13 protein-coding genes and 1 pseudogene are annotated in these 12,216 nt (G+C 61.1%); 11 read left to right on the forward strand and 3 right to left on the reverse strand.

Annotated elements, in window-relative coordinates:
• Positions 1-195 precede the first annotated feature (195 nt).
• The 3 genes and pseudogenes from floR to O9Z70_RS11575 all read left to right on the forward strand — a co-directional run.
• Complete coding sequence (floR, locus tag O9Z70_RS11565; RefSeq protein ID WP_024269980.1) at positions 196-1,410, forward strand: chloramphenicol/florfenicol efflux MFS transporter FloR; 1,215 nt, start codon at positions 196-198, stop codon at positions 1,408-1,410.
• Between the two features lie 28 nt (positions 1,411-1,438).
• Complete coding sequence (locus O9Z70_RS16335) at positions 1,439-1,663, forward strand: helix-turn-helix domain-containing protein (protein ID WP_023517525.1); 225 nt, start codon at positions 1,439-1,441, stop codon at positions 1,661-1,663.
• A 214-nt stretch (positions 1,664-1,877) separates the two neighbouring features.
• A pseudogene (locus O9Z70_RS11575) lies at positions 1,878-1,982 on the forward strand (DUF3363 domain-containing protein); the annotation flags it as partial.
• Here O9Z70_RS11575 and tetR read toward each other — a convergent pair.
• Entirely contained in the window at positions 1,979-2,605 is a 627-nt protein-coding gene (gene tetR, locus O9Z70_RS11580) for a tetracycline resistance transcriptional repressor TetR (protein WP_023517523.1), read from the reverse strand. The pseudogene O9Z70_RS11575 and the gene tetR sit on opposite strands and share 4 nt — an antisense overlap.
• Positions 2,606-2,709: 104 nt before the next feature.
• Between tetR and tet(G) the strand changes: the two genes are divergently transcribed.
• Both tet(G) and O9Z70_RS11590 read left to right on the forward strand, forming a co-directional pair.
• The gene (gene tet(G), locus O9Z70_RS11585) at positions 2,710-3,885 is read left to right on the forward strand and encodes a tetracycline efflux MFS transporter Tet(G) (RefSeq protein ID WP_024269981.1); all 1,176 of its coding nucleotides are present in this window, start codon (positions 2,710-2,712) and stop codon (positions 3,883-3,885) included.
• A gap of 89 nt (positions 3,886-3,974) precedes the next feature.
• The gene (locus tag O9Z70_RS11590; RefSeq protein ID WP_024269982.1) at positions 3,975-4,892 is read left to right on the forward strand and encodes a LysR family transcriptional regulator; all 918 of its coding nucleotides are present in this window, start codon (positions 3,975-3,977) and stop codon (positions 4,890-4,892) included.
• Between the two features lie 34 nt (positions 4,893-4,926).
• Here the strand turns inward: O9Z70_RS11590 and fabF are convergent, their stop codons facing one another.
• On the reverse strand, positions 4,927-6,189 hold the full coding sequence (gene fabF, locus O9Z70_RS11595) for a beta-ketoacyl-ACP synthase II (RefSeq protein WP_037405038.1): 1,263 nt from the start codon (positions 6,187-6,189) through the stop codon (positions 4,927-4,929).
• A 4-nt stretch (positions 6,190-6,193) separates the two neighbouring features.
• Positions 6,194-6,703, reverse strand: a complete 510-nt coding sequence (locus tag O9Z70_RS11600; RefSeq protein WP_037405040.1) for a winged helix-turn-helix transcriptional regulator — start codon at positions 6,701-6,703, stop codon at positions 6,194-6,196.
• Positions 6,704-6,880: 177 nt separating this feature from the next.
• Here O9Z70_RS11600 and O9Z70_RS11605 point away from each other — a divergent pair, with 177 nt between their 5' ends.
• The 6 genes from O9Z70_RS11605 (at position 6,881) to O9Z70_RS11630 (ending at position 12,216) form a co-directional block, all read left to right on the forward strand.
• Positions 6,881-7,855: a LysR family transcriptional regulator gene (locus O9Z70_RS11605; protein ID WP_023514525.1), complete on the forward strand. Its 975-nt coding sequence runs from the start codon at positions 6,881-6,883 to the stop codon at positions 7,853-7,855.
• A 130-nt stretch (positions 7,856-7,985) separates the two neighbouring features.
• Positions 7,986-9,974, forward strand: a complete 1,989-nt coding sequence (locus tag O9Z70_RS11610; protein WP_023514524.1) for a conjugal transfer protein TraG — start codon at positions 7,986-7,988, stop codon at positions 9,972-9,974.
• Between the two features lie 10 nt (positions 9,975-9,984).
• Positions 9,985-10,464 carry a hypothetical protein gene (locus tag O9Z70_RS11615; protein WP_023514523.1) on the forward strand — a complete coding sequence of 160 codons (480 nt, stop codon included), beginning with the start codon at positions 9,985-9,987 and terminating at the stop codon, positions 10,462-10,464.
• Positions 10,465-10,610: 146 nt separating this feature from the next.
• Positions 10,611-11,606, forward strand: coding sequence for a P-type conjugative transfer ATPase TrbB (trbB, locus tag O9Z70_RS11620; RefSeq protein WP_023514522.1), 996 nt, complete (start codon positions 10,611-10,613; stop codon positions 11,604-11,606).
• Positions 11,603-11,935, forward strand: a complete 333-nt coding sequence (locus tag O9Z70_RS11625; RefSeq protein WP_023514521.1) for a TrbC/VirB2 family type IV secretion system protein — start codon at positions 11,603-11,605, stop codon at positions 11,933-11,935. Before trbB ends, O9Z70_RS11625 begins: the two co-directional genes overlap by 4 nt.
• Positions 11,935-12,216 (forward strand): VirB3 family type IV secretion system protein, encoded by a 282-nt coding sequence (locus O9Z70_RS11630; RefSeq protein WP_023514520.1) that lies wholly within the window; start codon positions 11,935-11,937, stop codon positions 12,214-12,216. Before O9Z70_RS11625 ends, O9Z70_RS11630 begins: the two co-directional genes overlap by 1 nt.

Here is a 12,216-nt window from a genome sequence, read left to right on the forward strand (position 1 = left end):
ACCGGCGCTATTCGGATAGGAGATAGATATTCGTATTGCCAAGTGTGGAGCTATCAGCATGGGAAACGCTAAGTCAGCAGACAAGTAAGCCGCAACAACAAGCACTGTTGTTGCGGCGTTCTGTAAGATCAATCCCAATCTGATTGTTGACGAGCAGACGCCGCCCGGAATCTTTAATCGAGCGGTTGATTCGTCATGACTATCACACGCCCCGCGTGGGCCTATACGTTGCCGGCAGCCCTGCTGCTGATGGCTCCCTTCGACATCCTCGCGTCACTGGCGATGGATATTTATCTCCCCGTCGTCCCAGCGATGCCCGGCATCCTAAACACGACGCCATCCATGATCCAGCTCACGTTGAGCCTCTACATGGTCATGCTCGGCGTGGGACAGGTGATCTTTGGCCCAATATCGGATCGCATCGGGCGACGGCCGATCTTGCTTGCGGGTGGGGCGCTTTTCATCGTCGCTTCTCTCGGAGCGGCATGGTCGTCAACGGCCGCAGCCTTCGTCGCTTTTCGCCTGCTACAAGCGGTCGGCGCGTCGGCGGCGTTGGTAGCGACGTTCGCGACGGTTCGCGACGTTTATGCCAGCCGCCCCGAGGGTGTCGTCATCTACGGTCTTTTCAGTTCGATGCTGGCCTTCGTGCCCGCCCTTGGCCCCATCGCCGGAGCACTGATCGGCGAGTTTTTCGGATGGCGGGCGATATTCGTCACGCTGGCTGCACTTGCGTTGCCTGCACTCTTGAACGCCGGTTTCAGATGGCACGAAACCCGCCCCTCGGATGAAGTAAACACACGCCGTTCCGTTTTGCCTATCTTCGTGAGTCCAACCTTTTGGGTTTACACGGTCGGCTTTAGCGCTGGCATGGGCACCTTCTTCGTCTTCTTCTCGACAGCCCCCCGAGTGCTCATAGGCCAAGCCGATTATTCCGAAATCGGGTTCAGTTTGGCTTTCGCCACTGTCGCACTCGCCATGATTGTGACAACCCGTTTCGCGAAGTCCTTTGTAGCCAGATGGGGCATTGCGGGATGCGCGGCGCGTGGGATGGCGTTGCTCGTTTGCGGGGCGATTCTGTTGGGAATCGGTGAATTTTTCGGCTCACCATCGTTCCTCAGCTTCATCCTGCCAATGTGGGTAATGGCAGTCGGTATTGTCTTCACGGTGTCCGTCACCGCCAATGGTGCTCTCGCACAGTTCGACGACATCGCAGGATCGGCAGTCGCCTTCTATTTCTGCGTCCAAAGCCTGATCGTCAGCATCGTCGGGACACTAGCGGTAACGCTGTTGAACGGAGATACGGCTTGGCCCGTGATCTGTTACGCCACGACGATGGCGATGCTAGTTTCGACGGGTCTTGCGCTACTTCGATTCCGTGACGTTCACGCCGAGAGGTCGCCGGTCGTCTGACCGGCGACTGGCAGGACGGTCGGCACCCATGCGGCGCACCCGTCATCGCAGCTTCATGAATGGCGGTATCCTGTCCGGCAGGATACCGCTCATTTCCCTTGTTCAGTTCATGGCCGTTGCCGAGCATCTGAATTTTCGGCACGCGGCCAACGCGCTCGGCGTCAGTCAGTCGAGCGTCAGCGCGCGCGTGAAGGCGCTGGAGAAAATCTTGGTGTCCTGCTGTTCGAGCGCCATGCGCGATGCGTCCGGCTAACGGATGCAGGCAGACATTTCATGGAGCTGGTCGCGGTGGGCGTCGATCAGCTCGATCACGCCGTCAAGACCGCCGACATGACAGCGCAAGGCGAATGCGGCCGGCTACGCATCGGTGTCTATGCCCTGATTCCGGGCAGCTTCCTTGCAGAGCTGGTCGGCCAGTATCGGAAGGACCATCCCAATCTCGACATCGAAATCACGGAGGGCACCGCTGGCGGCCGGTCATCGACCGCCAGCTCGGCCGCGAGGTCATGGGCGTCGTGCAGGGCGGATCGGAATCGTGGCAACTCGCGCGGCAGAGGGGGATAAGCCTCTAATCTGTTGTAGATGAACGTAGCCGCTCGAAACCGGTGATGAGGCTGTCAAGTCCGAAGTTGAACGCAGCATCTATGCCTTCTGTTTCCAACTCGTGAAACAGATCGTGCAGGAAGGACGATGCTGCCTGCCCGGACACATCTGATCTGTCCGACATTCTCTCATCGGCATCAGATGCCTGCTGCTCGAGAACGGAACCGACCACATAGTGACTGACCGCCCGGAGCGCCCAAACAGCGTGCTTCGGACCAAAGCCCGCCGCGCAGAGAAAGCGTATTTGTGTCTCGGCAGTGCCAAAATTCGGTTCTGTCGGTCGAGTGCCGGCATGGATGCGCGCCCCGTCGCGATAATAGAGCAACGCCGTTCTGAAACTCTGGGCGTTCTCTTTCAGGAATAGCCGCCAGTCTTCGTTCTCTTCGGGTAGCGAGCGGGTGTGGCGTTCCGTCAACATCGCCTCCGCAAGTGCGTCAAGCAGCGCGCGCTTGCTCTGGAAATGCCAGTAAAGCGCAGGCTGCTGAACCTTGAGGCGTTCAGCGAGCTTTCGCGTCGTCAGGTTGTCCATGCCAACCTCGTTCAGCAGCTCCAGCGCCGCTGCGATCACGGTGCCTTTGTCCAGTTTGGTCATTCACGTTCCTCTGCCAGTGCTTGACAATTTATCAACGATAATTTCTATGTCTATGTTCTTATCATTGATAAAGTCGCTCGCATTGAGCGGCGCTGGAGTTTCAGGTGCGCAGCTCTGCCATCATCGCCCTGCTGATCGTCAGTCTCGACGCCATGGGACTCGGCCTCATCATGCCGGTCCTTCCGACGCTTCTGCGCGAGCTTGTGCCGGCGGAACAGGTCGCTGGTCACTATGGTGCTTTGCTGTCACTCTATGCGTTGATGCAGGTCGTCTTCGCGCCCGTGCTTGGAAAATTTTCAGATGCTTACGGCCGGCGTCCGGTGCTTCTGGCTTCTCTTGCGGGGGCCGCAGTCGATTACACGATTATGGCATCAGCGCCGGTCTTATGGGTTCTCTATATCGGCCGACTCGTTTCTGGCGTCACGGGAGCAACCGGAGCCGTAGCTGCCTCAACCATTGCCGATTCGACGGGGGAAGGTTCTCGCGCACGCTGGTTCGGCTACATGGGGGCCTGTTATGGAGCAGGCATGATTGCCGGGCCAGCACTTGGTGGCATGCTCGGTGGTATTTCTGCCCATGCTCCGTTTATCGCCGCTGCCCTTCTCAACGGCTTCGCGTTCCTGCTTGCCTGCATTTTTCTCAAGGAGACTCATCACAGCCATGGCGGGACCGGAAAGCCGGTTCGCATCAAACCATTCGTTCTGTTCCGGCTGGATGATGCATTGCGCGGGCTAGCTGCGCTTTTCGCAGTCTTCTTCATTATTCAACTGATCGGCCAAGTGCCTGCGGCCCTATGGGTCATCTATGGCGAGGACCGTTTTCAGTGGGACACCACGACTGTTGGTTTGTCGCTTGCGGCATTTGGAGCAACACATGCGATCTTCCAAGCGTTTGTTACCGGCCCGCTTTCAAGCCGGCTTGGAGAGCGGCGCACGCTACTCTTTGGCATGGCTGCGGATGCGACTGGCTTCATTCTTCTGGCTTTTGCCACGCAGGGATGGATGGTGTTCCCGATTTTGTTGCTGCTTGCCGCCGGAGGTGTTGGCATGCCGGCCTTGCAGGCAATGCTTTCAAACAATGTCAGCAGTAACAAGCAAGGAGCTTTACAGGGAACGCTTACAAGCCTCACCAATCTAAGCTCTATCGCGGGACCGCTTGGCTTCACGGCACTCTATTCTGCCACCATAGGAGCATGGAACGGTTGGGTTTGGATTGTCGGCGCGATCCTCTATTTAATATGTCTGCCAATACTACTCAGACCTTTCGCAACTTCATTGTGATTGAGTCATGGCGAATTGGTATGCGTAGACTTACGAGGAATGACGGATTAAATCCGTTGAGCCATCATCTCCTCTCGGGGCGAGTGCCGATGATGACCTTAGTTCACACTCTCGCCGTCGCCGAATATCTGAACTTCCGCCACGCCGCCAATGCGCTCGGCGTGGCGCAATCCAGCGTCAGCGCCCGCGTGAAGGCGCTGGAAGAAGACCTTGGCATCCTTCTGTTCGAGCGCCATGCGCGGGGTGTTCGGTTGACCGAGGCTGGACGCCACTTCGTCGAGCGGATAGCCGCAGGCATCGACCAACTCGACCATGCGGTGAAGACCGCCGGCATGGCGGCAGCCGGAGAAAGCGGCCGGCTTCGCATCGGTATCCATGCCCTGATCCCTCGCAGCTTCCTCGCAAAGCTGATCGGCCAATACCGCGAAGACCACCCCGGCGTTGAAGTCGAAATGACCGAAGGCACAGCCCGCGAAGCGGTGATGCAGCTTCGCGCCGACCGGCTGGACGTGGTGTTCGTCGCCGGCACGCCCGAGTTGCCCGACTGCCATTCCCGCCGCATATGGACCGAACCGCTCTTGGCGGTGTTACCGGAGCAGCATCCGCTCGCCGAGCGGTCGGCCGTTACATGGGCCGATCTGGCGGGCGAGACGTTCCTTGTTCGGCATGGCGGCACCGGCCCGCAGGTTCATAGCCATATCGTGCTGCGCCATGCCGGACGCTGGCCCGCGCCGTCGATCCTGCGCTTCGACGTGGGGCGCGGCGCGCTGCTGTCCATGGTCGGACAGGGCTTCGGCATCACCATCGTCGGGGCCGCCTCGGCGCTGTTGCCGACAACCGGCATTGTCTTCCTGCCCTTCGCCGATGAGCCCGAGCCGGTCGCCTTCTCGGCTGTCTGGTCGCCGTCCAACCGCAGCGCCGCGCTGCGCAACCTGCTCACGGTCGCCAGCGACATGGGCCGGCAGGTCTGCACGAATTCAGTACCGCCACGGATAGCGAGGGCGTGAGCCGAAGTGGTCGCGGAAGCACCGTCCGGGACTGTTATTGCCATCGCCGGAAAGCGACACTTGCATTAACGCCGCCAAAGCCGAATCCGTTGGAAATGGCATGTTCCATGAGAACGGGCCGCGCAGATCGGTGAACTAGGTCGATACCTGCGGCAACAGGATCGGGGTTTTCTAAGTTTCTCGTGGGGGGAGCGATTTGATCCCGTAGGGCGAGTATCGTGAAGATTGCCTCAATACCACCTGCGGCACCAAGTAGGTGCCCCGTCGCCGATTTCGTGGCGCTTACGGCCACATCATGATTGCCAAACACGGATTTTATCGCGGCAATTTCTCCTCGATCTCCTACGGGAGTGGAGGTGGAATGAGCGTTCAAATGTTGAATATCGATTGGCTTCAACCCGGCACTCTGGAGCGCGATTTTCATCGCACGGGCCGCACCTCGACCGTCCTCTGGACCGGCAGTCATATGGTGTGCATCAGCGCTTGTGCCGTATCCCACCAATTCGGCTATGGGCGTGGCACCCCGAGCCAGGGCATGTTCCAATTCCTCTATGACGATCAGACCCGCCCCTTCGGACATTACGAAACCATCGCGCTCGGTGTCGAACGGCCTCGACGCCATTTCCGGCGTAGTATTGTACCCCATGGATAGTGCTCGCGCGGCAGCAAATGCCCCGAGACTAACCGTATCAATGCACGCTTCTGCCCCGCCGCACAGAGCGATGTCGGCTTCGTTGGAGCGTATCAGCCGCGCGGCGTCGCCGATGGCCTGAACGCTGGCAGCGCAGGCGGTTACAGGCGTGCCAATTGGGCCTGTAAATCCATACCTGATGGTAACCTGTCCCGCCGCGAGGTTGGCAAGAAACGATGGTACGGTAAACGGTGATAGCCTCCGTGGCCCCCGAGTGTCGGTTATGCGAACTGCCGAAGCGATAGCGGGAAACCCGCCTATACCAGAAGCAATAATCGTTGCTGTGCGCTCAAATTCGTAGTCGCTCGCGGGATGCCATCCCGCCGTTTCAAGAGCCTCCTTTGCGGCCGCAAGTGCAAACAGAATGAAGCGATCCATTTTTCGTTGATCCTTTGTGTCAACGATCAAATCGGGATCGAAACCGGCTTCGGAATCTTCAATCAGGCTAGGAACGAGTCCCCCGATTTTCACTGGTAGATTGCTGGAAATTTCATCAGGCAATGTTCTAATGCCTGATTTTCCATCAAGGAGTCTGTTCCAGCTTATTTCAGCCCCGGAACCAAGAGGGCCGACTAAACCCATGCCGGTCACAACAATTCGACGCATTGGATTATTCCGCTCCTTTTTCTGAGCTTATCCGCTTCACGCGGTTTATGACGCGCATCGTTTCTTCCGTTGCCGCTGGGCCTGCTAGAAGAACCGTGTTTTCAGGAGTGATTTTTTCTCCAGTATCCGCATCGACTATGATGGCGTTTCGTTCCCTACCAGTTTCCCTGTCGCCAAGGCGCATGGCTATTTCATTGGGCGCAAGGTTCCGGTTTCCCCATGCGAACAGGGCGATTGCTACCGGATAGAAATCTCGCCCTTTGTCGGTAAGGACGTATTCAAATCGAGGCGGATGATCATTGTATCGTTGCCTTTCAAACAACCCTTCGGCTGTGAGATGTTTCAATCGCCTCGCCAAAATGTTCGCGGAAATACCGAGATTCTTCTCGAATTCATCGAATTTGCTCAACCCTTGGAAGGCGTCCCGCAGGATCAAGATGCTCCACCAGTCACCGACGCTTTCCAGCGCTCGGGCTGCGGGACACTCTAATGACAGAAAGCTTGTTCGTTGCATGACACATCCATAATGGTGTAACTTCCATCATGCAAGTCACTTGTGCGTAGTAGGCGACATAGAGGGAGGGGCAATCCAATGCGTCATTCTAAGGAAGCCAAGCAACTGCGTCCGCTACGGCGTGCAATGAAGCACTGTAGTGGCATTTGAGCGATGCGACGGCGGCGATCAGCACCGATGAATGGTTGCCCATGGGGCGTGCCGACCACGCTCGGATCGCGTATCCCCCTCGCATCGCTGATCCAGACGCTTGCCGTCGCTGAGTATCTGAACTTCCGCCACGCGGCCAATGCGCTCGGCGTGGCGCAATCCAGCGTCAGCGCGCGCGTAAAGGCGCTGGAGGAAGACCTTGGCATCCTTCTGTTCGAGCGGCATGCTCGGGGCGTGCGACTGACTGAGGCCGGACGCCACTTCGTCGAGCGGATAGCGGCCGGCGTCGATCAGCTCGACCATGCGGTGAAGACCGCAGGCATGACGGCGGCAGGGAAATGGGGTCGTCTGCGCATCGGTATCCATGCCCTGATCCCCGGCAGCTTCCATGCTGATCTGATCGCACAATACCGGGAAGACCATCCCGGCATCGAGATCGAGATGATCGAAGGCACGGCCCGCGACGCGGTGATGCAGCTTCGCGCCGACCGGCTCGACGTGGCGTTCGTCGCCGGCAAGCTTGAATTGCCCGACTGCCATGCCCGCCCGATCTGGACTGAACCGCTGGTGGCGGTGCTGCCGGAACAGCATCGCCTTGCCGGGCAGGCGGCTATCACATGGGCCGATCTGGCCGGCGAGACCTTCCTTGTCCGCTATGGCGGCACTGGCCCGCAAGTCCACGACCATATCGTGCTGCGCCATGCCGGACGCTGGCCTGCGCCGTCGATCCTGCGCTTCGATGTGGAGCGTGGAACAATGTTGTCCATGGTCGGACAGGGTTTCGGCATCACCATCGTCGGCGCGGCCACGGCGCTGCTGCCGACGACCGGAATCGTCTTCCTACCTTTTGCGGATGAACCAGAGCCGGTTGCCTTTACCGCTGTCTGGTTGCCGTTCAATCGCAGCGCCGCGCTGAAAAACCTGCTCAACCTTGCAAACAATATGAGGCGTTTCGGCGATTCGCCCGGCCAGTTGCGCGATGGCGACCACTCGGCCGGATAACGTGAAGGGAACCCGTCCTATTTGCCGCCGATAGTATCCGGCAGCCCTCCGGCATCCTCTTTCCTGTTGCCCATCCCGATTCTGACTACTCTCTGTTCGGCTCCGTCTCTTTTGCCGACTGGAGGCTGCATTGCGCGGAGGCCGAATCCTTTGGGGTCAGATCGCTGTCGTCTTCGCCATCGTTCTGGTGATGGTGTGGGCAGCGACGCAATGGACGGCGTTCCGCCTCCGCTTCCAGCTCCAGCTTGGCAATCCGTGGTTCGAGCTGGCGGGCTGGCCGGTCTATTATCCGCCGGCCTTCTTCTGGTGGTGGTTTTCGTTTGACGCCTATGCGCCCGCAATCTTCGTCGAAGGAGCCATCATCGCGGCGTCCGGCGGTTTCATCGCCATCGCCGCCGCCATCCTCATGTCGATCATCCGGGCACGGGAGGCGCGCAACGTCGCCACCTATGGTTCGGCGCGATGGGCGGAGGATCGCGAAATCCGCGCCGCCGGTCTGCTCGGCCCCGATGGCGTGGTGCTCGGCAGATACGACCGGCACTATCTGCGCCATGACGGGCCGGAGCATGTGTTGTGCTTCGCCCCGACTCGCAGCGGCAAAGGTGTCGGGCTGGTGGTACCGACGCTGCTGACATGGCCGGGAAGCTGCATTGTCCACGACATAAAAGGCGAGAACTGGACGCTGACAGCGGGCTTTCGCGCGAAGCATGGCCGCGTGCTGCTGTTCGATCCGACCAATGCTGTATCATCCGCCTACAACCCGCTGCTGGAGGTCCGGCAAGGGGAATGGGAAGTCCGCGACGTGCAGAACATCGCGGATATTCTGGTCGATCCCGAAGGCAGTCTCGACAAGCGCAACCATTGGGAAAAGACCAGCCATAGCTTGCTGGTCGGCGCGATCCTGCATGTTCTCTATGCGGAGAAGGACAAGACCTTGGCGGGCGTCGCCAACTTCCTGTCCGACCCGCGCCGCCCGGTCGAGGCGACCTTGCGCGCGATGATGGACACGCCGCATCTTGGGCCGAGCGGCGTTCATCCCGTCATCGCATCGTCGGCGCGCGAGCTGTTGAACAAATCCGAGAACGAACGGTCGGGCGTGCTCTCCACCGCCATGTCGTTTCTCGGCCTCTACCGCGATCCCGTGGTGGCGCGGGTGACGGCGCGGTGCGACTGGCGCATTGCCGATCTGGTCGGCAGCCGCCAGCCCGTCACGCTCTATCTGGTCGTGCCGCCATCCGACATAAACCGCACCAAGCCGCTTATTCGCCTGATCCTCAACCAGATCGGCAGGCGGTTGACCGAGGAATTGACCACCTCCGGCAAGCGCCATCGGCTGCTGTTGATGCTGGACGAGTTTCCAGCACTCGGTCGCCTCGACTTCTTTGAATCGGCGCTCGCCTTCATGGCGGGGTATGGAATCAAAGGCTTCCTGATCGCACAGAGCCTCAACCAGATCGAGCGCGCCTATGGGCCGAACAACGCGATCCTCGACAACTGCCATGTCCGCGTCAGCTTCGCCACGAACGACGAAAGGACGGCGAAGCGTGTTTCAGACGCACTAGGCACCGCGACCGAGCTGCGCGACTCCACCAACTACGCAGGGCACCGCCTAGCCCCGTGGTTAGGTCACTTGATGGTGTCACGGCAGGAGACGGCGCGGCCGCTGCTCACGCCGGGCGAGATCATGCAGCTTCCGCCCACGGACGAAATCGTGATGGTCGCCGGCACGCCGCCGATCCGCGCGACCAAAGCCCGCTATTTCGAGGATGCGCGGTTTCAGGAACGCATCCTGACCCCGCCCGATCTGGTCGCCGCTCCGCTGGCGCCCAGCCCATCCGCCGATGACTGGTCCGGCCGCGTGGTCGCGGCGGATAGCCGTTCCGCGACGGCCGCCGCAGACGAGGCCGAGGGCGACCCGGCCAATGCCGGCATCCGCCGCGAGCCGGAATTGCCAAGCCAAGAGGAAATCGTCACCCCGCCGCCATCGCCCGAACAGGAGTTCGAGTTCCTGGGCGACGAGCCAGACGTTGACGCGGCCAAGGCCCGCGCCATGCGCCAGCGCATGAGGATGGTGGCGCGGCAGGTGGCGCTGAACCCCGATGATGGAATCGACCTTTGAGGACACGCCCATGGCAACCAGAACCCGCCTGAATCTCTATTTCGACCCCGCGCTCATTCCGCAGATCGAAGCGATGGCGCTGCGCCGCTCGGTGGCCCTGCGCCGCAATGTCTCGAAATCCGCCATCGTGGAGGCGGCTGTCATGTCCTACCTGTCCGGCGATTCCGCCGACCAGCTTGAAGCCGCCATGTCGCGCCGATTGGACAAGCTCGGCCGGCAGATCGACACGCTCGACCTAGATCTCGCCGTTCTCGGCGAGACAGTCGCGCAGTTCATCCATTTCTGGATGACCATCACGCCGCCGCTCACGGGAGCCGCACAATCCGCTGCCCGCGCCAAAGGCGCGGAGCGGTTCGAGGGCTTCATGCAAAATATCGGCCGGCGTCTGGCGACGGGCGACAGGTTCCTCAAAGAGCTGTCGCGTGACCTCGACTCACTTCCCGACGATCCGTTGCCGGACGAGTCCGAGAGCAACGGCGATCAAGAGTAAGTATTCGGACCCATCCTATTTGCCGCCGTTCGCCGCCGATCACCGCACGCAGCTAGATACTTGTTGAACCAGCCCAATTCCGGGCTTTTTTAATCGACCCCGATCCGGGGATCGCATGTCGCGCCCCATGAAGAAGCGGGGCCGACATGACCACCAACCACCACAGGCAGGAAGCGGTCCAGCGCGGCGCGCGCATGTTGCGCACCGCGCTCGGCCCCGTCATTGCCCGGCTGCTCGAAGACCCGGCCGTGGCCGAGGTGATGTTGAACCCGGACGGCCGCCTTTGGGTGGACCGGCTGTCCGAAGGGCTTTCCGATACGGGCGAACGGCTGTCCGCCGCCGATGGCGAACGCATCGTGCGGCTGGTCGCGCATCATGTCGGCGCGGAGGTTCACGCCCGCAGCCCGCGCGTCTCGGCCGAGTTGCCGGAGAACGGGGAGCGGTTCGAGGGCCTGTTGCCGCCGGTGGTCGCCGCCCCGACCTTCGCCATCCGCAAGCCCGCAGTCGCGGTGTTCAGCCTCGACGACTATGTGGCGGCGGGCATCATGTCCGCCGATCAGGCCGCGACGCTATGCGCGGCCGTTTCTTCCCGCGCCAACATCCTCGTGGCGGGCGGCACCAGCACCGGCAAGACCACGTTGACCAATGCGCTGCTCGCCGAGGTGGCGAAGACGGCGGATCGCGTCGTCATCATCGAGGACACGCGCGAGCTGCAATGCGCCGCGCCGAACCTTGTCGCCATGCGGACGAAAGACGGCGTGGCAACGCTTTCCGATCTGGTCCGTTCCTCGCTACGCCTGCGCCCGGATCGCATCCCCATTGGCGAGGTGCGCGGATCGGAAGCCCTCGACCTTCTGAAAGCGTGGGGCACCGGCCATCCGGGCGGGATCGGCACCATCCATGCCGGCACCGGCATCGGCGCGCTCCGTCGCCTTGAACAGCTCATTCAAGAGGCTGTCGTCACCGTCCCGCGCGCCCTGATCGCCGAGACAATCGACCTTGTTGCCGTCCTTTCCGGGCGTGGTTCCGCGCGCCGGCTTGCCGAGCTTGCCCGCGTCGAAGGGCTGGGGCCGGACGGCGACTACCGCATCACGCATCCCATCCCTTCGGCAATCCCCACCAACACAGGAGAATCTTCATGATCCGCACGATTTCGCGCGGCTATCGCCGCATGGCGACCGCCGCATCCATCCTTGCCATCAGTCTCATGCTCGCCCCGGCCGCCCATGCGTCGGGATCGTCGATGCCGTGGGAGCAGCCGCTTCAGCAAATCCTTCAGTCCATCGAGGGGCCGGTTGCCAAGATCGTCGCCGTCATCATCATCATCGCCACCGGCCTCACGTTGGCTTTCGGCGATACCAGCGGCGGGTTCCGCAGGCTGATCCAGATCGTGTTCGGCCTCAGCATCGCCTTCGCGGCGTCGAGCTTCTTCCTGTCGTTCTTCTCGTTCGGCGGCGGGGCGCTCGTTTGATGGCGGGCGGCCTCGAACAGCTCGACGCGGTGCCGGGATTCTCGATCCCGGTCCACCGGGCGTTGACCGAGCATATCCTGCTCGGCGGCGCACCGCGCGCCATCGCCATCATGAACGGAACGCTGGCCGGGGCCGTGGGCCTCGGCCTGCGCCTCTGGCTGGTGGGCATCGCGCTATGGGCCATCGGGCATTTCGCGGCCGTGTGGGCGGCGAAGCGCGACCCCCAATTCGTCGAGGTCGGGCGGCGACATATCCGCATCCCGGCTTTTCTGGCGGTGTGA

The sequence above is a fragment of the Devosia sp. YIM 151766 genome (assembly GCF_030285925.1).
Lineage (GTDB): Bacteria > Pseudomonadota > Alphaproteobacteria > Rhizobiales > Devosiaceae > Devosia.